We start from the raw sequence: 24,890 nt of genomic DNA, 5'->3' as shown, positions 1-24,890 counted from the left end.
CGGTGCCCCGAACAAGCAAAGCAAGCACAGACCAGGAGCCATCGATGACGAACTCGACCCGGAACGTGTCCGGTCTACTGAGCCGCACCGCATCGGAAAACCCGGCGCGCACGGCGATCGTCTTCGGTGGCGATCGGATCTCCTACGCGGAACTCGACGCGGCGTCGAACCGGGTGGCGAACCTGCTGACCGAGCGGGGCATCCGCCCCGGCGAGAAGGTCGCCCTGTCCTGCACGAACAGCCCGCAGTTCACGACGATCTACTTCGGAATCCTCAAGGCCGGCGCGGTCGTCGTGCCGTTGAACGTGCTCCTCAAAGCGCGCGAGATCGCCTACCACCTCAACGACTCCGACGCGACGGCGTACTTCGCCTTCGAAGGCGGCCCAGAGCTCCCGATCGGGCAGGAGGCATGGTCGGCCTTTCAGGCCGCCGATCGGGCCGCGCACTTCTTCCTCATCGGCAGCGGCACATCTGTGGACGGCGTCACCCCGGACCAGATCTATGCTCCCGCTGTCGCCGGGCAGCCAGAGACGTTCGAGACGGTCGAGTGCGCCGACGACGACACCGCGGTCATCCTCTACACGTCCGGCACCACCGGGCAGCCCAAGGGCGCGGAACTCAGACACCGGAACGTGTACGACATCGCCCGCGCCGGTGTCCAGCTCTTCGAGTCCGACTCCGCGACACCCGACGTCTACCTGTGCGTCCTTCCGCTCTTCCATGCCTTCGGCCAGATGGTCATCCAGAACGGCGCCATCGGGTTCGGCGGCACACTCGTCCTGCAAGCGAGGTTCTCCGCCCGAGGGGCGCTGGAGCTCATGCTCGACCATGACGTGACGTTCTTCGGCGGCGTACCGACCATGTACTGGGGCCTGCTGGATGCACTCGACGACAGCGTCGACGTCGCCCGACTGGCCGCCAACCTGCGCATCGCCGTGTCCGGTGGTTCCGCGCTTCCCGCGAAGATCCACCAAGAGTTCAGGAAACGTTTCGGCGTGACGATCCTCGAGGGCTACGGGCTCTCGGAGACGGTGGCCATCGCGTCATTCGCCACGTATGGCGAGGAGCCCCGTGTCGGCTCGATCGGCCGGCCCATCGCCGGCGTCCGGATGAAGCTCATCAACGATGACTGGTCGGATGTGGAGGACGGCCCCGGCGCGGTCGGGGAGATCGCGATCAAGGGCTACAACATCATGAAGGGCTACTACCAGCGCCCCGAGGCCACGTCGGAGGCCATCAACCAAGGATGGTTCCGCACCGGAGATCTGGCTCGCAGGGACGCGGACGGCTTCTACTTCGTCGTCGACCGGTCCAAGGACATGATCATTCGCGGCGGGTTCAACGTCTACCCGCGCGAGCTCGAGGAGGTGCTCATGGAGCACCCCGCGGTCTCCCTGGTCGCCGTCATCGGAGTTCCGCACCCGAGTCACGGGGAAGAGATCAAGGCCGTCGTCGTCAAGAAGGCCGGAGACAGTACGACTGAGGCCGAGCTGAAAGCCTGGGGAAGAAAGCAATTCGCAGGCTACAAGTACCCGCGCATCGTCGAGTTCGTCGACGCCCTGCCCATGACCGCCACCGGGAAGATCCTCAAGCGCGAACTGTCCTAGAAAGCAGGACCGTCTCCGGCGCCAGGGGGTCCCTGCCTACGCACGCGCCTCGCGGCTGGCACCCAGTCGCGTCGGCCGCCGGTCCACGGCTACGAAGACGGACTCAGTGCCGATCCGCTGCCGGCGGCCTGGCCTTGGCCACGCCGGTGCAAGCAGAGGTCAGGTTGAGCGGATTTCGGCATCCTGCCTGGCGGCTGCGCTCCTGTCCGCACGTTCGCGTGCGAAGGCCGCGCTGAGTTCACCTGTCACCTCGTTCATGGTGAAGGGCTCGCCGCAGCCTTCGCACACGGTGCCGCTCAGGCCCACCTCGCGACCGCACGCCTTGTGGAGGTGATGGACGGCAATCCCTTCCCCGGGTTCCTTGCACCACATCTCGCCCCACGCCCGGAGGGCGAGCAGCACCGAGGCGAAGGCTTCGCCCTTGGCGGTGAGGTGGTACTCGTAGCGGCGGGGCCTGTCGCTGTAAACCCGGCGCTCGAGCATGCCGTCGGCCTCCAGTCGCTTGAGGCGGTTGGTCAGCATCTGCGGCGAAGCCAGGGTCTGGACCTGCAGCGAGTCGAAGCGGCGGTTGCCCATGGTCAGCTCGCGCATGATCACGAGCGTCCAGCGGTCCCCGATCACAGCGCTCGAACGCGCGATGGGGCACTCCGTGCTCGTGATCTCCGACCAGCCGCCCATGTCGTCCTCCTCGTGGACTCGCTCCGTCTCCATCATCGCAGAAATCGAAGGAGTTTCTATGAAAAATAGAGTAGTGACTATGTTTTTTTGAGTTATGGTGGACGAGCCGAGAGAGCATCCGCTGCACAGACGTGGACTCCTTGGTGCTTCTGGAGGGACGACTCATGACCGAGACCCAGTACGAGCCGGCACACACGGGCCTGCTCCTGATGGACCCCTACAACGACTTCCTCTCCGAAGGAGGGAAACTGTGGCCCCTGGTCGAAGAGGTCGCCACCGAGGTCGGCCTGCTCGACAACCTGCGCGCGGTGACGGCCGCCGCACGTGCGGCCGGCATCCAGGTCTTCGTCGTCCCGCACCGCCGCTGGCGCGAGGGCAATTACGCGAACTGGAACTTCCTCACGGCGGACCAGGCCGGCGGCAACCAGAACCGGGTCTTCGAAGACGGAGCCTGGGGCGGCGACTGGCACCCGGACTTCGTCCCCCAGGAGAACGATGTCGTCGTCCACGAGCACTGGGGGCAGAGCGGCTTCGCCAACACCGATCTCGACCTCCAGCTCAGGAAGCACGGCATCACCCACGTGGTGACCGTCGGCATGCTGGCCAACACCTGCATCGAATCGACCAGCCGCTACGCCATGGAACTGGGCTACCACGTGACCCTGGTACGCGGAGCCACCGCCGCATGGACCCGGGAGATGCTGCACGCAGCCCACGACCTCAACGGCCCCAGCTACGCCCACGCCATCGTGAGCGCCGACGAGATCGCCACCACGTTCAAGCGTGCACACGCCTGACGCTCACGGCAGAACCGCCCAACGGGGCGCGGCCGGTGCGTCGGGGACGGCGGCACGGGGCTGAACCCTGCGACGGGGGCACCCATCGAGTTCGCGTTCGGCGACGTGCCGAAGCGACAGAGAACAGATCTGGGGCCGACGGCTCGGCGAACCCGGCGAACCGTGCGAACCCTGCGAAGCCTGCGAAGCCTGCGAAGCCTGAAGCACCTTGCCCGGGACGTCATGACCGCCGTCCTTGACGCCACGCGCGCCGCCTTCGCATCCGGGACATGCGCGCATCCCTGAAGCGGATCGCGCGGGACACGCATCTCGGAATCGGCAGGCCCTACCGGCACTCCCCCACCCCCCCCCGCTCGACGCCGACGCGTCCACTCGCCGACGGCTCCTGGGCGGTCGACGAGGCGGCAGAGCGCTTGCAATCGCCGAGGCAACCACATAACATTACGATCGTAATCTAAGTGCACAGGTCTCACCACCGACGACTCGACCGACAACCCTCATGACGGGCCTGCCCTCGGACATCAAGCCGACCACCCTGGGTTCGCGGGACAGATCCGCACGCTCACCCCTGCCCTCTCGGCAGTCGCTCACAGCGCAAGCCGCCAGACCGCACCATCGCCGGGCTGCGATTCCTTCCCAGCCGGGCGCCCCTCCACCACCGCCCACCACCCCGCCCGCAACCACAGCCCGACCACCTGCCGCACGGCCGACGCCGCTCACCGGGGCGGCGTTGCTGCGAGCAGCGAGCCTTTCTTACTTCACCAGGAACCCTCCATGGACCTCTCCACCCACACCGCCCTTGTCACCGGAGCCAACCGCGGCCTCGGCCGGGCCCTCGCCGCCGAACTGCTCAGCCGCGGCGCCACCGTCTACGCCGGCGCCCGTAACCCCGACCAGGTCGACCTGCCCGGCGCCAAGCCGATCGCGCTCGACATCACCGACCCCGCCTCCGTGGCGGCGGCCGCCCAGGCCACCGGCGATGTCACCATCCTGGTCAACAACGCCGGGTCGTCCACCGGCGCCGACCTGCTGACCGCCGACCTGAACGACATCCGCCTGGAGATGGACACCCACTACCTCGGCACCCTCTCCGTGGTCCGCGCCTTCGCACCCCAGATAGCGGCGGGCGGCGGCGGATCGATCCTGAACATCCTGTCCGTCCTGTCCTGGGTCAGCTTCCCGCAGTCCGGCGCCTACTGCGCCGCCAAGTCCGCGGAGTGGTCGCTGACCAACGCCCTGCGCGTGCAACTCGCCGACCAGCACATCCGCGTGGCCGGCCTGCACGTCGGCTACATGGACACCGACATGGTCCGCACCGTCGACGCGGCCAAGTCCGACCCGGCCGACATCGCGCGGATCGCCGTCGACGGCATCGCCGCCGGCGCCTACGAGATCCTCGCGGACGACATCTCCCGCCATGCGCAGGCCGCACTGGCCGGAGGCGTCTCCGCGCTCTACCCGCAGCTCCCCTGAGGGCCGACCACCCGGGAATCCGCACCGTGCTGCGTGCCGATGCCGCGCCGTGACCGCGCCGACCGTCGGCTGTCCCGTCGTCACCCCTGCGCACGATGCGCCTCGCCGTTCCACGGTCGGGTCCTCGCCAAGAGATCCGCAAGCCGACAAGGCGGCCGGTTGACGCCCGCCCCAACAGGCCCCATTTCTCAGGTACACCGGCAAAAGGGAGAAGCACCCTTGATGAGTACCTATCTGGCGGACAAGGCCGAGGACCTGTCCGTGGAAGGCGCTTCCGCAACGTTCACCTACCGGCGGATGGGGCCACGGGGCGGCGTTCCCCTGGTCCTGGTGAGCGGCTTCCGCGGGACCATCGACTGGTGGGACCCGGAGTTCCTGGATCTTCTGGCCGCCGACCACGACGTGATCCTCTTCGACAACGTCGGGATCGGCTACACGACCGGTGAACCGCGCGACACCGTCGAGGGATTCGCCGACGGCGCCATCGAATTCATCGAGGCCCTCGGCCTGACCCAGGCCGACCTGCTCGGCTGGTCCATGGGGGGCTTCGTGGCCCAGCACGTGACGCTGCGGCGGCCCGACCTCGTCCGCAAACTGGTCGTGGCGGGCAGCAGTCCGGGCCGGGTGCCCGGGGCGCCACCCTTGCCGGAGAAGGCGCAGGGCATCATGGCCAAGCCCGACGCCGGCGCGGACGACCTGCTCTACCTGTTCTTCCCCGAGACCGACGCGGGCCGCGCCGCCGGGGTCGAGCACCTCACCAAGGTCTCGACCCGACTGGCCGCCGGGGGCCCCGCGGTGTCCGAGACAGCGGCGATGCGCCAACGCGAGGCCATCGCCAAGTACATGGCGGTTCCCTTCGAGCAGGTGCGGGTAAACCTGGAGACCATCAAGCAGCCCGTCCTGTACGCAGGCGGCGTCCGCGACGTGATGGCCCCCGCCCTGGCCTCCTACGTCGCCGTCCAGCACCTCGACTCGGCCACCCTGGTCCTTTACGGCGACGCCGGCCACGCCTTCCTGTTCCAGCACGCCACGGCCTTCACCACCGAAGTAGCCAATTTCCTGGCCACCTGACCACACCGACCGAAACGTCGGCACCCCATCCGCTCGGCAGACCACCGACACCGGGTCAGAGGCAGTTTCCGGCACCTTCTGACCGTGCGAAGAGCCGCCTGATCCGCCTGCCGATCAACACCGCCGAACGCCCCCGGAACCGATCCGTTGGTGCCCGGGGCACCTCACGACACGACCCCATGGGAGAAGCACATGTCTTCGTCGAACATAGAAACCCGAACGTCCACCGCCGACTCGCACCGACTTGCCGATGAGTACGTCCGGCGCGTCAACCTGCGTGACCTCGACGCCCTGTTCGCCCTGTACGCGCCGGACTTCCGCAACCACGCCGCCGACGGCACCACCACCGGCGTCGAGGAGTCCCGCGCGGTGCTGGCGTCGTTCCTCGACGCGGTCCCCGACTTCGCCGCCACGCCGGTCCGTGTCGTCGCCGAGGACGATTGGTTCACGATCAGCTTCATCCTCACCGGCACGAACACCGGGCCCTTCAACGGCACTCCCGCCACCGGCCGACCGATCAAGGTGCTGGAGATCCACATGTTCAAGGTGGCCGACGGGAAGCTCACCGACCACTGGGGCCTCATCGACCTGGCGACGCTCTTCGCCCAGCTGCAGTCCTGAGAAAGGCATGTGCTTCAGCGATATCGACCTGTATGCACTAGGAGGTGCCTCGCCAGGTGGGTGCGGTGTCACCCGTTACGCGCCTGGCGAGGTTGTCGATCGAGTCGATGCGGATCACGCCTTCGGGGCGGGCGGGGAGAGGCTCGTACACACGGGCCAGAGGTCGACTGACATGATCCGTCCCGGACTTCACCGCACGGCTCAGCGCCTCACGCCGCCCAGGTCGCAAAAACCGTCCGTCACCGCCTGCATCAGGACCTGCACGCGCACTCACTGAAAGCCCATGCCCGGATGCGGGTTCTCCACCCCGTCACCCGACGAGGCCGGGACGCAGCGTGCTCAGACACGTGGTACCTCCAGGGGCCATCTGGCCGTTCCCGCCCGCCGGGACCGGTAGGGCCGTGGCTGTCGGGCGGAGAGGGTGGGGTAGTCGGTGCAGCCGGCCTCGCCGCCGCCGTAGAAGGTTCCGAGCACAAGTGCGCACTGGTCCCGTCCCTGCGACGAGGTCAGCTCCGCGCGCCACCAAGGGCAGCCGGGGTCTCGGAAGCGAGAGTGATCCGCTCCCTGACCAGTTGGACGAACTGTCGTGCGAAGGAGTTCTGGTAGAAGTCCCGCACGGCGATCTTCGGTGCGCCGAGCTCCTTGACCTCGGCCAGTACGCGGACGACCAGGAGCGAGTTGCCGCCCAGCGTGAAGAAGTTGTCCTCAGGGCCCACCCGCGTACCCAGGTGCCGGCGCCAGATGTCCAGCAGGTCACGCTCCAGCCGGTCGGCGGGCCCGGTCTCGACGGGATCCGGGGACTTTGGCACGGCCGGCCGAGCGGCGGTCGGTGCGGGGAGCTGTGCGACATCGACCTTCCCGTTGATCGTCAAAGGGATGGCATCGAGTTCCGTGACCGTTGCCGGGACCATGTAGTCGGGCAGGAGCCGCCTGGCATGCTCCGCGACCATGGCCACTGTCGTGTCCCTCTTGAGCACTACGTAGGCATCCAGCCGGTCGACTGCTCGATCGCCACTCTCGTCGTGGTGGACGACGACGGTCGCCCCGGAGACCGACGGTGCTCCGAGCAGGACGTTGCGGATCTCGTCCGGCTCGATCCGGTACCCGCGGATCTTCACCTGGCTGTCGATCCTGCCCAGGTGTTCCAGGCACCCGTCGGGCCTCATACGACCCTTGTCGCCACTGCGGTAGATCCGCTCACCGGTCACCGGGTCGATGACGAAACGTCGCGCCGTGAGCTCCGGCTGCCCCTGGTAGTGCCGGGCGACTCCAGCCCCGCCGACCCAGATCTCGCCCGCCGCTCCCACCGGCAGCACCTCTCCTCGCGGTCCACGTACGGACACCGACCAGCCGGGGAGCGCCGGGCCCACCGACCGGCTCCCCCGCAGAGCCGCCTGAGGCGTCACGGTCTGCGCCGTCACGTGCACGGTGGTCTCCGTGATCCCGAACATGTTGACCAGACGGCACTCCGCCTGCGGGTGGCGGGCGAACCAGGGCAGCAGCTCACGGGCGTCCAACGGCTCACCGCCGAAGATCACCAGGCGTACCGCGAGCTCGGCGGGCGATTCCCGGTCCTGTGCGACGAGAGGCAGGAAGGCGGAGGGCGTCTGGTTGAGCACGGTGACGCGTCGTTCGGCGAGCAGTGCGTGGAACTCCCCCGTGTCCCGCGTGATCCAGAAGGGCACCACCACGAGGTGCCCGCCGGTCAGCAGACAGCCCCAGATCTCCCAGACGGAGAAGTCGAACGCGCTGGAGTGGAACATCGTCCAGACGTCGTCCGCGCCGAGCCCGAAGTCCTCGGCCGTGCCGTCGACCAGGGCCAGCACGTTGCGGTGCGGGACGACGACGCCCTTGGGCCGCCCCGTCGATCCGGACGTGTAGATGATGTAGGCGGGGTCGTTCTCGTCGCAGGGTGTGGTCCGGCCGCGGGAGGCGCTCCGCTCGCCGAGCCGGAGCAGCTCCTCGGGGGGCACGGACCGCACGCCCTCGACGACCGGGAACACGTCGGCTGCGGCGACGACGACGCGCACCCCGGCGCTGTCGGCCGTGTAGCGCAGGCGCTCGTGCGGGTACTCGACGTCCATGGGTACGTAGGCGCAGCCGGACTTGAGGATCGCGAGCAAGGTGACGACGAGGGTCGCGTCGCGCTCCAGGCACACGCCGACCATGCTCCCCGGCACCGCCCCCGAGGAGCGCAGTCCCTCGGCCATGAGTTCGGCCTGCTCATCCAGCCGGCGATAGGTCAGGGTGCGGGTGCCGTCCGTGACGGCGACTGCGTCCGGATGGCGGCGTACCAGGTCCTCGAAGCGCCCGTGGACAGTCGAAGCGGCGGTGGGGGTCGCGGCGACCGGAGGAGTCGCTCCCCGCCGGACGATGTCCGCGGCGCGTTCGGCCGGCATCAGGGGGACGGCCGACAGCGGCAGTTCTTCCCCGGACTCGCCCGGATCCGCCAACCACTGTGCGACGTGGGCCACTTGATCGGCGAAGGCGCGCGCGATCCGCGGATCGATCACACCCTCGTCGTACCAGCAGGTGGCGCTCCAGGACCGGTCCGGGCGCTGCTCGGCCTGGAGCGTGAGGGGGAAGACGGGCGCGAGGCAGGGGTAGTACTTCCGCGCGTCGTCCCACTCGCCGAAGACCATGCCCACAGGAATCGCGTGGCCGCCCCCGGACTCTGTCGCCGGTTCGCCGACCGGCTCCCGTGTCCCGGGCCCACCAGCGAGGAAACCGGCGACGGACATGGTCTCGTCGTACGTGAGGACATACGTGGACAACGCGTCCGGTCCTGCCGCGTCGGGGTCGAGCAGGGCGATCCGCGGTGTCTGCTCGGCGTCGTACCGGGCCAGGACGAGGGCGGTCGCGGCGGTCAACAGCTCGCGGTCCACCGGGCTTTCGCAGACCGCCGTGGAGAATCGGGCCGCGCCGACGAGGCCTCGGCGCGCGAGGTCACCGAGGCCCCACTCCGGCCCCGCGAGTGGGGCGGCCCCCGCACCGCTCGTCTCACGCGCGGTGCCATGCCGACCTGCCCGGGGCAGGGAACCGCCGGTGAGGAACCCGGCCAGGTCGCTCAGTGCCGCCCGGGACAGGGCGTCACGGTCGGCGACCAGGACCAGATCGGCGACGTCGTCCGTATGCCGCACGAGCGTGATGCGCAGCCCCGGACCGGAGGTGGCGCGCAGCGGCCTGCGGGCTTCCTGTTCCGCGTACCGCTGCGCCGCCGGTGCCGTCGAGCGCTCCCGGGTGCGCCGTTCCCACAGCACGCCTTCGGCGAGTTCGCCGACCTGTTCCAACCGTCGCCGAAGCTCACCACTGCTGGGGGGCTGCGGGCACCTGACCGTCAGGCTGTGGCACATGGCGGCCTGCTCATGGCACTGCAGCGGCACGGACCAGTGGGCTGTCGCCATCGGAGAACTCCTGTCGGTGCGCCAAGAAGGATGCGGGGAACACGATCGGCCGACGCCCGTCAGCGCGCGGTGAAGCCCCCGTCGACCGTCAGTACGCTGCCGGTCACTTGAGGGGAGTCGTCACCGGCGAGCCAGAGGGCGGCGCCGGCGATGTCGGAGGGAGCGATGAGCGAGTTCATCGGCTGCGCCTGGACGAAGACCTTCTCGTGGTCTTCCACGGCCACGTCCAGGGAGCGAGCGATCTCGGACAGCATCCGGCCGTCGACCACCGGGTCGTCCGCGACGGAGCCCGGGCAGAGGGCGTTGACCCGGACCTGGTGCGGCCCGTAGTCGAGGGCCGCGGCCTTGGTCAGCCCTATCAGCCCGTGCTTGGCGGCGACATACCCCGCGAAGTGCCGGTAGCCGACCAGACCGGCGGTGGAGGAGACGTTGATGATGCTGCCCCGCCGCTGAGCGATCATCGTCGGCACCACGGCTTTGATCATGCGCCACGCGCCGGAGAGGTCGACGTCGATCATCAGACGCCACTCGTCCTCGGTGATCTCGTGGACAGCCTTTCCCGAAGGGGCGGCGATGCCCGCGTTGTTGACGAGGACATCGATACGGCCGAAGCGGTCGAGCGCCTTCTCGACGGCCGGCGTGACACTGCCGCGTACGTCGACGGACTCGGCCAGCACCGCCGCGCCGCGCTCCTCACAGAGCTTGGCGGTGTGCGTGAGCTGACCGCTCGTCGACAGGGGGTAGGGGACGCCCTCGATGTCCTCGCCCACGTCGAGGAGAACGAGGTCGGCTCCCTCTTCCGCGAACCGCAGCGCACAGGCGCGTCCCAGGCCACGGCCCGCGCCGGTGATCACCGCGGTCCTGCCCTCCAGGGTCGCACCTGCGGCACTCTTCCTGTCGCGCGTCATGTGCGGGCGCCCCGCGCCACGGCGCCGATGACAGCGAGCAGATCCTGTTCCCTCTCGGTCAGATACATGTGTCCGCCCGCGAGTTCCTTCAGCTCGAACGGCCCGGTGGTCGCCGTCTCCCAGGTCGCGCACTGCGCCCGGCTCACCAGGGCGTCGTCCGTCCCGCGCAGCGCGGTGACAGGCAGCGTCAACGGCTCGTCCGAAACGGGGCGGTACTCCTCGTGCAGGGCCACGTCCGCCCGGAGCAGGGGAAGCAGCACCTCCCGCAGGTCGGGGTCGTCGAGTGCCGCATGCCGGTACCCGGCGAGCTCCGCGACCCGCTCCACGAAGGTGTCGTCGTCGAGATCCGCGGTCCGCCCGGTGCGACCGCTCCGGGGACCGGGGGACCCGCTCACGAAGAGGTGCTCCACCGCGGTGAAGCCCTGCGCCTGGAGTTCACGAGCCGTCTCGTAGGCGAGCACGGCGCCGAGACTGTGCCCGAAGAGCACCACTCGTTCCGCCCCGCCGACCAGGCGGAGCGCGGCGCCGGCAAGGTCCTTGGCCGCCTCCGCGGCGTCCTTGTACGGGTCGTCCAGGAAACGCTCCTCCCGGCCGGGCATTTGCAACGGGACGATCCGAAGACCCTGCTCACCGCCGTTCGGCCAGGCCCGGTAGAAGCCGGCGCCGCTCCCGGCGAAGGGTATGCACAACAATGACAGGGTCATTCATCATCCTCATACTTGGAATGCCATTCACCCAACAGCGCCTTCGTCATCATGGACACCGGTTAAACACGTCACCGTTTACCAGGCCCAGATAAATGCCTTTGGCGTCCTCGAATGGATTCGCCGCAAAATATCCTGGAGAACGAAACCTGCTTCAAAACGGTACCGGCGGCCACCGCACGTCGGAAAGGCACCCAGGAGGTCTCCCGACGTGCGACGGCACCCTCACCTCAGGACCCGCCGGCCGCCCGCCGCAGTATCTCCATCGCCCAGGTCTCGACCGGCGCGCCTTCCTTCCTGGCAGCGGTCCGGATCTGTGCCAGGATTTCGGCCGGGAGTTCAATGTGCAGCTGGCCCGCTTCGGGCGAGGGGTCGGCATCACGCCGGTCCGGACCCGAGCCGGATCCGGTCGCGGCGGGTTCGACCCGCTCCGCAGCCGAACTGGTCCTGGCGGGACCGTCTTTGTCCAGCTCAGGGCGGCTCTCGGACGCGGCCACCTCGCCCTGCCGCGCGCGGAGGCTGCTACGAACCTCCCCGCGAAGCTTGTTCCTGCTCCAGCGCATCGCTTCCGCTTTCCTCAGCCAGTAGTCCTGTTCCGGCTGATCGAGCGCCACCACTTCAAGGTGATGACTGAAGCTCAGATTCTGCCGTCTGCGGTTCAGCGGGAACTTGCGCGCGACCCACGTGTAGTTACGAAGCGTCTGGTAGCTGAGCGACGTCCGCTTGACGGCTTCGTGATAACGGTCCTGGAACTCGGATTCACCGTAAACCAGCCAGTCGGCGACCCACCAGGTAGAAGAGTCTGCAAAAGAGAGCAGTCCGGTCCCGACTTGCTCCCACACATTGAGGCTCTGCCTGGATGTGAACGACAAGCCGGACTTGTGGAACTGCACGCCCATACTCAGCAGCTGTCCCGCAGTGCCTGCCGCTGCAACATTCCGCGCAGTTGTCTCGTTTGTCCTCTTTGTTAGGATAGCAGTGCGCAACGATCCCCCGTTGGTTGATGCTTTCGCCTGTATTGGCCAACCGTAACAGTTGGACGTCATCCAGGGCGTAATTGTGCGCAACATGCGGGCCGCTCGCTACGGCGCGGGGACGAGTCGACTGCCAACCGCACTCGCATATCGCTACGGCGCGGAAATGAGTGACGCAAATGAGGGAGCCGACACCGGAGAGATTTTGCTTAAAGAAAACCTCTTATCGGTGAGCTGTGCCGCCCCGTGTCACCCATCGGACAATTCGCCATGTTCCCGGCCGATCGGTGCGATAGTGCGCCTGCATCCCGGCGGTGTCTCGCCGGCGAGACAGGTGAGCGGAGCGAAGTAACCCCGCCAGGGCTGGATATGACTCCGGAGAGGCGTCATGTTTGGGGCCCACGTTGAAAAAAGGTGTTACCGAAGGAACGGCCGATCGACAGGGGAGGGCTTCCGTGCCCCGAATACGTCACACACAGGGGCTTGATATGCCGGATCTTGAGGGTGACAGTCTCGCGGGCAAGCGTCATTCGCGTATGGTTCCCGCCTCATCACCACAGCGCAGGATGTACTTCTCCTCGGTGATGCGACCGAACAACTCGTCCGACGTCTGGAGGCCGGTTCTTACCGTCGACGGAGATCTCTCGACAGACGGGCTGGAGCGCGCGCTTCACGTGCTGCGCAGCAGGCACGAGGCATTTCGAACCACATTCCTGGAGCGCGGCGGCGAAGTATTCCAATGGGTGCACGACGAGGACGGCGACGCCACGCAGCCGGTCCTGATCGACCTCGTGGAGGCCGAGGGCGACTCGCGGGACGAGCGCCGAGCATGGGCAGAGGCCGAGGCCAGGAGGGTCGTCGAGCTTCCGTTCGACATGTCGTCGGGCCCGCTCTGGCGAACGTCGGTGATACGGATATCGCCGAACCTCCACCTGGTGGTCTTCGCGTTCCACCACATCATCACGGACGAGATTTCCGGGAAGGTGTTCGCCGAAGAACTCCGTCTCGCCTACGCGGACCCGCACGCGCCCGCCTTCGCCGTGCCGGCCGCACAGTACGCCGACTTCTGCCTGACGGAGAACGGCTCCAAGGTGGATGAGGCCGCCCTGGACTACTGGCGTGGCCGACTGGCAGGTATGCAGCCGGCGTCGATGCCCGAGGACGGAGACGAGAGCCCGGGCACAATGATCGGATCGAGGTTGCCGATCACCGTCCCGCAGAATGTGGTGGCCGAATTCGAAGAGTTCTGCCGGGCTCGCTCGGTGACCCCGTTCGCCGGCCTGCTGTCCGTGTACTTCGTTCTGCTGCAGCGTTGGGCGGGAACGAGTGACATATCGGTCGGAACGCAGACGCTCAGCCGACCGAGCCCAGAACTTTTCGGAACGATCGGATTCTTCTCCAATACGGTGGCATTGCGCTGCCAGGTGGATTCGGCACTGACCTTCGATCAGCTTCTCGCTCTCGTGAGCGAAACGGTTCACGACGCACTGGACTACCAGGACGTTCCGTTCGAGGTGGTGGTGGGCGCACTGGCTCCCGAGCGTGACGCCGACCGCAACCCCCTGTTCCAGGCTGCCATCACCTATGGCATGCTCGATCTGAGCGACGTATGGGCACTCGAAGGTCTCCAGGTGACGCTCCTGCCGGAGCCCGCGGAATTGTCGGGGCTTCAGTTCGACCTTTCGCTGGACGTACAGCGGCTGGCAGGCGAAGTCTCACTCAACGTCGAATTCAACCGCCAGCGGTTCTCCGAGGCAACCATGCAGCGGTTCGCCAAGGCCTACGGCGACCTGCTGGGCTCACTCAGCCGGCAACCCGATGTCGCGCTCGCCAGCATCCCGCTGCTCGACCAGGCCGCACTGGCGGAAACCCTGGCGCTCGGCGCGAGCGGTGAACCGGAGGGCGGCCGTACTCCCTCGGAACCCACATCCGCGTGGGACCTTTTCGAACTGACCGCGGCCACCGTGCCCGAACGGGAGGCAGTCGTGGCGGACGGCGCGCGGCTCACCTTCGCCGAACTGGCCGGCCGGGCGCGGACGATGGCCGCGGGCCTTGAGGCTCGCGGCGTGCGGACCGGCACCGTGGTGGGGATCTGCCTGGACAGGCGCAGCGATCTGATCGTCGCGATGCTCGCCACCTGGTGCGCGGGCGGCGCCTTCCTGCTGCTGGATCCGCAACAGCCCGAGTTCCGCCGCCGCCTGCTCCTCAAGGAGGCGGGCATCGCTCTCGTCATCGCGGACGAGGCGTTCGCCGAGGTGGAGACCGTCTCGGCGGCCGCGCTCCTGGCGGACGCGGAGACGACCTCCGGAGACGAACCGGCCGACGGCGGCTTCGCGCGCCGCCCGGCCGCCGCTCCGGCCTATGTGGTCTTCACACCCGGTTCCACGGGACAGCCGAGGGGTGTGGTCATCGATCAGGCGAGCCTTCTCGCGCTCGCCACCACCCAACTGGCGCCGGTGTACGCGCGGTTGCCCGAAGGCCGTCAGGTGAATGTCGGTGCGCTGAGCTCCCTGACCTCCGGCGTGTTCGTCAACCACTGTCTCGGCATGATCGCCTTCGGGCACCGGCTGCTGCTGATCGACGAAGAGGAACGAACGGACCCGTATCAGCTCCTCGCCCGTGGGTCGGATCCCGAAACGGCGATCGAGGTACTCGACTGTGCGAGCGGCCGGCTGGAAATGCTGGTCGACGACGGCCTCCTGACGCTCCCGCACCCGCCGAAGATCGTGGTGATCGGCGGCGAGAGCCCGTCCGACCGGCTGTGGCAGCGCCTGCACGACCAACCCGGGCTGCTCGCGTTCCACGTGTACGGGCTCAACGAGTGCACCGTCGAGTCGGCCAGGGCGGAGATTCGCGAACACCCGAAGCCGGTGGCCGGGCGCGCGGTCGGCACGTCCCGGATCTACGTCGTCGACGACCAGTTGCAGTTGCTGCCGCCCACGTTCGTCGGGGAGATCTGCATCGGTGGACGCGGCGTGGCCCAGGGGTATGCGGGACAGCCGGCGCACACCAGCGACCGATTCGTGGCCGACCCCTTCAGCCCTGTCCCCGGACAGCGCATGTACCGCACCGGCGACAGGGGCCGGCTGCGTCCCGACGGGCAGTTGGAGCTGTGGGGGCGCGTCGACGACCAGGTCAAGATCCGCGGCCTGCGCATGGAGCCGGCGGAAGTGGAGGGGGCGCTGCTCGGGCACCCCGCCCTCGCCCACGCCGCGGTCGTGGCGACCGGGGCCGGCACCCGCTTGGCCGAACTGGTGGCGTACGTCGTGCCCGGCGACGAGGGCCAGGACGCGCTGACGCCCGCCACGGTCCGGGAGTTCCTGCGCGGCAGGCTCCCCTCCGCGCTGTTGCCCGACCGGGTACAGGTTCTCGCCGCTCTTCCGACCGCCCCCGACGGGACGGTGGACCGCAGGGCGCTGTCGGGCGGCGATCCGTCGAGCACCGTGCCGGACACCGTCCGAAGCGTCTCGGCGTCCGCCGACCCCCGTGAACGGCAGCTGTGCCAGATCGTGGCCGAGGTGATCGGCGTTCCGCAGGCGGGCGTCGACGACAACTTCTTCGATCTGGGCGGCGATTCGCTGCTCGCCATGATCGTCATCGGTCGGGTGCGCGCCGTCATGGGCCGTGAGCTGCGGCTGCGGGCGTTCTTCGAAGAGCGGTCGCTCGGGGAGCTCGCCGCTCAGCTCGGTGCCGAGGCCGGCGCGCCGCGGCCCGTGCTGGGCAGGAGAGCGGACTCATGACGGTGGCGACGCGTTCGTACTCAGAGGGCGTTTGATCACGCCGACCCACGCCCGCCACCCACCTCGAATCGATCTTGAAACGGGCGGGGGTCCGTCCCGCCGGCGAGACAAACCCACGGGCCTCGTCGAGTACCGACCACGACACATTCCAGGTGTTGGCCGGGCGGCCGGAGAAATGCATGCGGAGGAGAGACTTTTATGTCCAGGAACAAGGTGTCGGAGCATTTCGCGAAGAACGCCGCCGAGCGGGCCAAGAGACTGCGGCCGGACGGCATCGACCAATACCTGACCCTCAGTGGCGGGTTCGCGCACATGAACGAGGACCCCTTCACCGATCGCATCGAGCGCGAGCCGTACCGCGACCACGTCACGGTCGCGGTCATCGGCGGGGGGTTCGCCGGCCTGATGACGGGCGCCCACCTGAACGAGGCGGGGGTAACCGATGTCAGGATCGTCGACACCGGCGGCGACTTCGGCGGAACCTGGTACTGGAACAGGTACCCGGGCGCCCAGTGCGACATCGCGTCCATGATCTACCTGCCGTTGCTGGAGGAGACCGGCTACGTGCCCACCGAGTGGTACGTGCGCGGCCCGGAGATCCTGGAGCACTGCCAACGCATCGGCAAGCAGTACGGGTTGTACGAGAACGCGCTCTTCCACACCCGGGTCACCGGCTTGGACTGGGACGAGTCCGCCCGCCTGTGGACCGTGCGAACCGACCGCGGTGACGAGTTCACCGCCCAGTTCGTGAGCCTGGGGCTCGGCCACCTGTCCGTGCCGAAGCTCCCCGGCATCCCGGGCATCGAGACCTTCGCGGGCCATGCCTTCCACGCGAGCCGATGGGACTACGCCTACACCGGCGACCCGGTCGGCGGACCGCTGGGCAACCTGCGGGACAAGCGGGTGGCGATCATCGGCACCGGCGCCACCGCGGTGCAGTGCGTCCCTCACCTGGCCACCGCATGCCAGGAACTGTTCGTGGTTCAGCGCACGCCTTCCGTCATCGAGGTCCGCAACAACCGGCCGATCGACCCGGAGTGGTTCGCGCGGATGGCCACGCCTGGATGGCAGCAGCGCTGGCTGGACAACTACGCGGCCAACATGACGTCGGCCGAGCAGCCGGCCGAGGATCTGATCAACGACGGCTGGACCGCCATGGCCAGGATGTGGCGCAACGCCGGAGAGGGCTCGCCGCCGGACTCGGACACGTCCGAGGAGATTCGCGGCGAGTACTACGCGGACATGGAGAAGATGGGCCGGCTCCACGCCCGGGTGGAGGAGACGGTCAAGGACGCACGGACCGCGGAACTCCTCAAGCCCTGGTACTGGCTTCCGTGCAAGCGCATGACCTTCCACGACGAGTATCTGAACGCCTACAACGAGCCGACGGTCCGTCTCGTCGACACGGACGGCAAGGGCGTCGAGCGGATCACGCCGCGAGGTGTCGTGGTGGACGGCACCGAGTACGAGGTGGACTGCATCATCTACGCGTCGGGGTTCGAGGTCGGCACCGCGCCCACCCGGCGCGCCGGATTCGACCCCGTCGGCAGGGACGGCAGGCGACTGTCGGAGCACTGGACCGACGGCATGCGCACGATGCACGGACTCCATGTGCACGGGTTCCCCAACGCGTTCCTCGTTCAGTCGCTCACGGGCGGGACACGGTTCTCCAACCTCGCGCACAACCTGTCCGAGGCGGCCAAGACCGTCGCCGCCGCCATCGCGCACGCGGTCACCACGGGGGCCGACGTCGTCGAACTCACCCGGCAGGCGGAGGACGCCTGGATGAGCAACGTGGGAGTCGATCCGGAGTGGCGCACGTTCCTGGGCACGGAATGCACCCCCGGCTACTCCAACAACGAAGGAATGGAACTCGGTCCGCATTCCCTTTGGGATGAATACGAGTTCCCCGATGGCCTGGGCTTCTTCCGGCACCTTCAGGAATGGCGGGGCAGCGGGAAGTTCGACGGCCTGGAATTCCACCGTTCGGACAGGTGAAGCCGCTTGCCCCGTCTCGCCGGCGAGACAGTCCTCCCGGGCTCCCTCGAGTGCTGCCCGGGACTCATTCACCCTGGCGAGTGCCGCCTGCTAGCCTCGCGAAGTCGATACAACTCCGTTTTCTCTTTGCCAATTGATTCTGCCGACATAACGGCTCCCGATCCCGCTGCGGCCCGACGTCTGGCCGGTGATTTCGGTGCCTGAGCCATCGGCTGCGGATCGCGACTGGTAGCGGTCGGAAACAGCGAGGTAGCCTGCATGATTCCGTTGTCGTTTGCGCAGCAGCGGTTGTGGATCATCGGTCAGTTGGCAGGGCCGAGCGCGGCGTACAACATGCCGTTGGTACTGCGTCTGTCCGGACCGCTGGACCGGCAGGCGCTGGCGGCGGCACTGGCCGACGTGGTGGGCCGGCACGAGAGCCTGCGGACCGTCTTCCCGGTCGTCGACGGCGAACCCGTCCAGCAGATCGTGCCCGCCGACGCGGTCACGCTGCCGCTGACATGGACGGACACCGACGACGAGCAGGTGACCGACCTCGCGGTCCGGGCCGCCGCATACGTCTTCGACCTCGCCACCGAGATCCCGCTGCGCGCCCACGCCTTCCGCACCGGACCCGACGAACACGTCCTGGTCCTGCTGGTCCACCACATCGCCTGCGACGGCTGGTCGATCGGCCCCCTCGGCAAGGACCTGGCCACCGCCTACGGGGCGCGGACCGCCGGCACGACCCCGGACTGGACCGAACTCCCCGTCCAGTACGCCGACTACACCGTGTGGCAGCGCGATCTGCTCGGCTCCGAAGACGACCCCGCCAGCGCCGTCGCCCGCCAGTCCGCCTTCTGGCGCGACGCACTGGCCGCACTGCCGGTGGCACTGGACCTGCCCTTCGACCGGCCACGCCCCGCGACGGCCGCCCAGCACGGCGCCCAAATACCCCTCACCATCGACGCCGACGTCCACACCCGCATCACCGAACTCGCCCGACAGACCGGCGTGACCCCGTTCATGGTCGTCCAGGCCGCCCTCGCCGTCCTGCTCTCCCAGCTCTCCGGCGACACCGACATCCCGCTCGGCACACCGGTCGCCGGACGCACCGAAGAAGCCCTGCACGACCTGGTCGGCTTCTTCCTCAACACCCTCGTCCTGCGCACCGATGTCTCCGGCGACCCCACCTTCACCCAACTCCTGACCCGGGTACGGGAAGCAGACCTCGCCGCCTTCGAGAACCAGGACCTCCCCTTCGAACGCCTCGTGGAGATCATCGCTCCCCCACGGACCGCGGCACGCCACCCCCTCTTCCAGGTCATGCTGTCCTTCGACACCAACACCGAGGCAGCCTTCGACCTCCCCGGACTCAAGACCAGCGCATTCGAGATCCCCGGACACGGAACAGCCAAATTCGACCTCAACTTCGAGTTCGAGGAGCGGTTCGGTCCGGAGGGAGAGCCGACCGGCATCAAGGGGATCCTCGAGTACGCCACCGACCTGCTCGACCACCACACGGTCCAGACCTGGGCCGAGCGGCTCAACCACCTGCTCGGAGAACTGACCTCCGACCCCGGCCGGCCCATCGACCTGGCGGACCACCAGACGCAGACCCGCGGGTTCCGCGGCGAACTCGGCGAGGCCGAGGCGGTACTCGCGGGGTATCCCGGCATCGCCGAGGCCACCATCGTCGCCCGCGAGGACATCCCGGGCGACAGGCGTCTGGTCGGCTACGTGGTGCCCGGCCCCGGCCTCGACCCGGACGTCACCGTACGGCTGCCCGCGATCCTGCGCGAGCACGCTGCCGGGCTGCTGCCCGCGCACGTGGTGCCGGCCGCGGTCGTGGTCCTGGACCGGCTGCCGCTGACGGATCACGGGAAACCGGACCACCAGGCCCTGCCCGCACCGGACCATGCCGTCGTGGCCGCCCGCCGTGCTCCGACGACCGTCCAGGAAGAGATCCTGTGCGCCGCGTTCGCCCAGGTGCTGAACCTGGAGCTGTCCACCGTCGGCATCGACGACAACTTCTTCCTGCTCGGCGGCCACTCCCTGCTCGCGACCCGGCTGGTCGCCCGCATCCGCGCCCTGCTCGGGGTCGAACTCGGCATCCGTACGCTGTTCGAGGCCCCCACCATCGCCGCCCTGGCCAAGGCGCTGGCCGGGGCGGGCCCCTCGCGTCCGGCGCTGGTGACCGCGGATCGTCCGGAGCCGCTGCCGTTGTCGTCCGCGCAGCAGCGGTTGTGGTTCCTGCACGAGTTGGAGGGACCGAGCGCCACGTACAACATCCCTGCGGTCATGAGGCTTTCCGGTGCGGTCGACACCGGTGCGCTGGACGCGGCGTTGCGGGATGTCCTCGGACGCCACGAGGTGCTGCGCACGCTCTTCCCGTCGGTCGAGGGACGGCCGTACCAGCGGGTGGTGCCGGTCGAGGAGCTCGGCGAGGTGCTCACCGTGGTACCGGCCGCCCTGGTCGGGCCGGCCGGCCTGACCGCGTCGATCAGCGGGGCGGAGGGCCACTGCTTCGACCTCGCGGCCGAAGTGCCGTTCCGGGCCTGGCTGTTCGAAGCCGGTGCGGACGACCACGTACTGGTGCTGCTCGTGCACCACATCGCCGGTGACGGCTGGTCGCTGGTGCCGCTGGCCCGGGACCTCTCCGTGGCGTACACGGCGCGCCTGGCCGACCGGGAACCCGGATGGGCGCCGCTGCCGGTCCAGTACGCGGACTACACGCTCTGGCAGCGTGAACTGCTCGGCGAGGCGCAGGACCCCGAGAGCCTGCTGAGCAGGCAACTGGCCTACTGGCGCAGCGCGCTGTCCGGCATACCGGAGGAACTGCCGCTGCCCGTCGACCGTGCCCGCCCCGCGGTGGCCACGCGTCGGGGCGGGAGCGTGACGCTGGAGATCCCCGCGCTGCTGCACGCCCGGGTCGCCGAACTGGCCCGGGACGAAGGCGCGACGGTCTTCATGGTGCTCCAGGCCACGTTGGCCGTGCTGCTCTCGCGGCTCGGCGCCGGCCAGGACATCGTGATCGGAACCCCGACGGCCGGGCGCACCGACACCGCGCTCGACGACCTCGTCGGGTTCTTCGTCAACACCCTCGTCCTGCGCACGGACGTGTCCGGCGGTCCGTCCTTCGGCGAACTGCTCGCCCGGGTGCGGGAGCAGGCGCTCGACGCGTTGGCGCACCAGGACGTACCGTTCGAGCGCCTGGTCGAGGAGCTGGCCCCGGCCCGCTCCATGGCCCGCCATCCGCTGTTCCAGGTCACGCTCGCGCTCCAGAACAACGCCGATCCCGTGCTCCACCTGCCCGGCCTGCGCACGAGCGTCCTGCCCGACGAGGACAACCCGGCGAAGTTCGACCTCTCCTTCGACCTGCGCGAACGCGTCGACGAGCACGGCCGGCCCGCCGGAATGACCGGCGAGATCTTCTACGCCGTCGACCTGTTCGACCATGCAGGCATCGAGCAGCTCGCCGAACGCTTCACCCGTGTCCTCGACACCATGGCCACCGACCCGGACCAGCGGGTCGACCAGGTCCCGGTGCTCTCGGCCGCGGAGCGGGAGAAGGTGCTGCACACCTGGAACGACACCTCCCGCTCCGTCCCGCCCACGACCCTGCCGGCGCTCTTCCAGGACCAGGCCGCCCGCACCCCCGAGGCCACCGCGGTCGTCTTCGACGGCACCACCGTGACCTACGGCGAGCTCAACACCCGCGCCAACCGGCTCGCGCACCACCTGATCGAGCACGGGGTCGGCCCCGAGGACATCGTGGGCATGGCACTGCCACGGTCGGTCGACCTCGTCGTGGCGATGCTCGGCGTACTCAAGGCGGGCGCGGCGTATCTCCCGATCGACACCGAGTACCCGGAGGAACGGGTCCGGTTCATGATCGAGGACGCGAAGCCGTCGTACGTGGTGACGCTCCAGGCCACCGCGGCACGGCTGCCGGCCGACGCACCCCTGCTGGTCCTGGACGACGCTGCCACCCAGGAAGAGCTGACCGCACACCCGGCCTGGAGTCACGACCCGACCGACATCGAGCGCACCGGCCCGCTGACCCCCGCCCATCCCGCCTACGTCATCTACACCTCCGGCTCCACCGGAACTCCCAAGGGCGTGGCGGTACCGCACCACAGCATCACCAACTTCATCACCGTTCACCGCGAGTCGGTCTTCGCCTGCGCCGCCGGTCTGTCGGACCGTCGCCCGCTGCGGGTCGCGCTGACCACCTCCATATCCTTCGACGCGGTGTGGGACCAGCTGTCGTGCCTGCTGGAGGGGCACGAGCTGCACGTCGTGAGCACGGAGGTGCTCTCCGACATCGGCCTCCTCGCGACCTGGCTGGACGCACACGACGTCGACTTCCTGGAGCTGACCCCCACGCACATGGCCGCCGCTGTGTCGGAAGGCCTGTTCGACAACGGCCGCCGTACTCCGGCACTGCTCGTGGTCGGTGGCGAGGCCGTGCCCGACTCGCTCTGGGAGTGGCTCGGATCGCTGGGTGAGGGCACCCGCAGCTTCAGCTTCTACGGGCCCACGGAGTGCACGGTCTACCAGGTCTTCGCCGAGCCGCGATCCACACCGCGGCCGATACTCGGCGGACCCAGCTTCAACATGCGGGTGTTCGTGCTCGACGACGGCCTGGAACCGGTGGTCCCCGGTGTGACGGGCGAGTTGTACGTGGCGGGTGCCGGTCTGGCGCGTGGCTACCTGAACCGTCCCGCACTGACCGCGGAGCGGTTCGTGGCGTGCCCGTTCGGTGCGCCCGGCGAGCGGATGTACCGGACCGGGGACCTGGCGCGGTGGCGGGCGGACGGGACCCTCGAGTTCGTCGGCCGGGCCGACGACCAGGTCAAGATCCGGGGGTTCCGGATCGAGATCGGGGAGGTCGAGGCGGTGCTGGCCCGGTATCCCGGTATCGCCCGGGCCGTGGCGGTGGTCCGCGAGGACATCCCCGGTGACAAGCGTCTGGTCGGTTATGTGGTACCCGCCCCGGGTCAGTCCACGGACCAGATCACGCAGTTGCCCGGCCTGTTGCGCCGGCATGCCGCCGGGCCGCTTCCGGACTACATGGTGCCGGCCGCGGTCGTGGTCCTGGACCGGCTGCCGCTGACCGCCAACGGCAAGCTGGACCGCAAGGCCCTGCCCGACCCGGACTACGCGGTCGCCTCGACTCACCGCGCTCCGACGACCCTGCGGGAGGAGATGCTGTGTGCGGCGTTCGCCGAGGTGCTGGGGCTGCCCGGTGTCGGCGTCGACGACCACTTCTTCGAACTCGGCGGGCACTCCCTTCTCGCGACCCGGCTGGTCGCCCGCATCCGCGCCCTGCTCGGGCTGGAGATCACCATCCGCGCGTTGTTCGAGGCCCCCACTGTCGCCGCCCTGGCCGGTGCGCTGGTCGAGGCGGGACCCTCCCGTCCGGCGCTGGTGGCCGGGGTTCGTCCGGAGTCGCTGCCGTTGTCGTTCGCGCAGCAGCGGGTGTGGATCATCGGCCAGTTGGCGGGGCCGAGCGCGGCGTACAACATGCCGTTGGTGCTGCGTCTGTCCGGACCGCTGGACCGGCAGGCGCTGGCGGCGGCACTGGCCGACGTGGTGGGCCGGCACGAGAGCCTGCGGACCGTCTTCCCGGTCGTCGACGGCGAACCCGTCCAGCAGATCGTGCCCGCCGACGCGGTCACGCTGCCGCTGACATGGACGGACACCGACGACGAGCAGGTGACCGACCTGGTGATCCGGGCCGCCGGACATGTCTTCGACCTCGCCGCCGAAATCCCGCTACGCGCACAGGTCTTCAGCACCGGGCCGGACGAACACGTCCTGGTCCTGCTGGTCCACCACATCGCCTGCGACGGCTGGTCGGTCGGCCCCCTGGGCAACGACCTCGCCACCGCCTACACCGCACGGCTCGCCGGCACCACCCCGGCCTGGACCGAACTCCCGGTCCAGTACGCCGACTACGCCCTGTGGCAGCGCGACCTGCTCGGCTCCGAGAACGATCCCGCCGGCACGGCAGCCCGCCAGTCCGCCTTCTGGCGCGACGCCCTGGCCGCACTGCCGGTGGAACTCCACCTGCCCTTCGACCGGCCGCGCCCCGCCACCCCCGCCCGGCACGGCGCCCGGGTCCCCGTCACCATCGACGCCGAAGTCCACACCCGTGTCACGGAGTTGGCCAGGCGGACGGGCGTGACCCCGTTCATGGTGGTCCAGGCCGCCCTCGCCGTCCTGCTGTCCCGGCTCACCGGCGACACCGACATCCCGCTCGGCACACCGGTCGCCGGACGCACCGAGGAAGTCCTCCACGACCTGGTCGGCTTCTTCCTCAACACCCTGGTCCTGCGCACCGACGTCTCCGGCGACCCCACCTTCACCGAACTCCTCACCCGGGTACGGGAGACGGACCTCGCCGCCTTCGAGAATCAGGACCTCCCCCTCGAACGCCTGGTGGAGATCATCGCCCCACCCCGGACCGCGGCACGCCACCCCCTCTTCCAGGTCATGCTGTCCTTCGACACCAACACCGAAGCCGCCTTCGACCTCCCCGGCCTCGACATCAGCGAGTTCGAGATCCCGGAACACGAATCCCCCAAGTTCGACCTGAACTTCCTGCTGCGGGGGTCGTACGAGCCGGACGGGCGACCGACCGGCATCACGGGGATCATCGCGTACGCCACCGACCTGTTCGACCACCACACGGTCCAGAGCTGGGCCGAGCGGCTCAGCCTGCTGGTCGCGGAGCTGACCTCCGACCCCGGCCGGCCCATCGGCAAGGTGGACGTCCCGGAACCGGCTCGACGGAACGCGAACCCTGACCGGTCGGCGACCCGGCCGGCGCTCGGCCCCGGCAGGCGGCGGGTGCTGGCCCGCCCCGGTCTCCCCCCGCGGGAGCCGCTCGGCTGAGCCACCCGTGACCGAGTGCCCGGGAGAAGTCCA

13 protein-coding genes are annotated in these 24,890 nt (G+C 68.9%); 8 read left to right on the top strand and 5 right to left on the bottom strand.

Annotated elements, in window-relative coordinates:
* Positions 1-44 precede the first annotated feature (44 nt).
* On the top strand, positions 45-1,607 hold the full coding sequence (locus ACIBJB_RS35975; RefSeq protein WP_398937077.1) for a long-chain fatty acid--CoA ligase: 1,563 nt from the start codon (positions 45-47) through the stop codon (positions 1,605-1,607).
* A 159-nt stretch (positions 1,608-1,766) separates the two neighbouring features.
* Here the strand turns inward: ACIBJB_RS35975 and ACIBJB_RS35970 are convergent, their stop codons facing one another.
* Entirely contained in the window at positions 1,767-2,321 is a 555-nt protein-coding gene (locus ACIBJB_RS35970; RefSeq protein WP_398937075.1) for a winged helix-turn-helix transcriptional regulator, read from the bottom strand.
* 128 nt (positions 2,322-2,449) lie between these two features.
* Between ACIBJB_RS35970 and ACIBJB_RS35965 the strand changes: the two genes are divergently transcribed.
* From ACIBJB_RS35965 to ACIBJB_RS35950, 4 genes are all read left to right on the top strand, one after another.
* Positions 2,450-3,082, top strand: a complete 633-nt coding sequence (locus tag ACIBJB_RS35965; RefSeq protein WP_398937073.1) for an isochorismatase family cysteine hydrolase — start codon at positions 2,450-2,452, stop codon at positions 3,080-3,082.
* A gap of 774 nt (positions 3,083-3,856) precedes the next feature.
* Positions 3,857-4,555 carry an SDR family oxidoreductase gene (locus ACIBJB_RS35960; protein WP_398937071.1) on the top strand — a complete coding sequence of 233 codons (699 nt, stop codon included), beginning with the start codon at positions 3,857-3,859 and terminating at the stop codon, positions 4,553-4,555.
* Between the two features lie 222 nt (positions 4,556-4,777).
* Positions 4,778-5,626: an alpha/beta fold hydrolase gene (locus ACIBJB_RS35955; RefSeq protein WP_398937069.1), complete on the top strand. Its 849-nt coding sequence runs from the start codon at positions 4,778-4,780 to the stop codon at positions 5,624-5,626.
* A 192-nt stretch (positions 5,627-5,818) separates the two neighbouring features.
* On the top strand, positions 5,819-6,247 hold the full coding sequence (locus tag ACIBJB_RS35950; RefSeq protein ID WP_398937067.1) for an ester cyclase: 429 nt from the start codon (positions 5,819-5,821) through the stop codon (positions 6,245-6,247).
* Between the two features lie 506 nt (positions 6,248-6,753).
* Here ACIBJB_RS35950 and ACIBJB_RS35945 read toward each other — a convergent pair.
* The 4 genes from ACIBJB_RS35945 to ACIBJB_RS35930 form a co-directional block, all read right to left on the bottom strand.
* A complete protein-coding gene (locus ACIBJB_RS35945; protein ID WP_398937065.1) occupies positions 6,754-9,651 on the bottom strand; it encodes a non-ribosomal peptide synthetase in 2,898 nt (965 codons plus the stop codon).
* Between the two features lie 59 nt (positions 9,652-9,710).
* The gene (locus ACIBJB_RS35940; RefSeq protein ID WP_398937063.1) at positions 9,711-10,559 is read right to left on the bottom strand and encodes a mycofactocin-coupled SDR family oxidoreductase; all 849 of its coding nucleotides are present in this window, start codon (positions 10,557-10,559) and stop codon (positions 9,711-9,713) included.
* Complete coding sequence (locus tag ACIBJB_RS35935) at positions 10,556-11,263, bottom strand: thioesterase II family protein (protein WP_398937061.1); 708 nt, start codon at positions 11,261-11,263, stop codon at positions 10,556-10,558. The genes ACIBJB_RS35940 and ACIBJB_RS35935 overlap by 4 nt, the downstream gene beginning before the upstream one ends.
* Before the next feature lie 230 nt (positions 11,264-11,493).
* Positions 11,494-12,162 carry an LmbU family transcriptional regulator gene (locus ACIBJB_RS35930; RefSeq protein ID WP_398937059.1) on the bottom strand — a complete coding sequence of 223 codons (669 nt, stop codon included), beginning with the start codon at positions 12,160-12,162 and terminating at the stop codon, positions 11,494-11,496.
* Positions 12,163-12,773: 611 nt separating this feature from the next.
* On the opposite strand from ACIBJB_RS35930, the gene ACIBJB_RS35925 reads away from it, so the two are divergent.
* The 3 genes from ACIBJB_RS35925 (at position 12,774) to ACIBJB_RS35915 (ending at position 24,857) form a co-directional block, all read left to right on the top strand.
* Positions 12,774-15,977 (top strand): condensation domain-containing protein, encoded by a 3,204-nt coding sequence (locus ACIBJB_RS35925; RefSeq protein WP_398937057.1) that lies wholly within the window; start codon positions 12,774-12,776, stop codon positions 15,975-15,977.
* A 198-nt stretch (positions 15,978-16,175) separates the two neighbouring features.
* On the top strand, positions 16,176-17,975 hold the full coding sequence (locus ACIBJB_RS35920) for a flavin-containing monooxygenase (RefSeq protein ID WP_398937055.1): 1,800 nt from the start codon (positions 16,176-16,178) through the stop codon (positions 17,973-17,975).
* 258 nt (positions 17,976-18,233) lie between these two features.
* On the top strand, positions 18,234-24,857 hold the full coding sequence (locus tag ACIBJB_RS35915; protein ID WP_398937053.1) for an amino acid adenylation domain-containing protein: 6,624 nt from the start codon (positions 18,234-18,236) through the stop codon (positions 24,855-24,857).
* Positions 24,858-24,890 lie beyond the last annotated feature (33 nt).

Source organism: Streptomyces sp. NPDC050759 (assembly GCF_044456945.1).
In the GTDB taxonomy this organism is placed as follows: domain Bacteria; phylum Actinomycetota; class Actinomycetes; order Streptomycetales; family Streptomycetaceae; genus Streptomyces.
The sequence above is the reverse complement of the archived record's forward strand: the minus strand, read 5'-3'. Positions and strand labels throughout refer to the sequence as shown.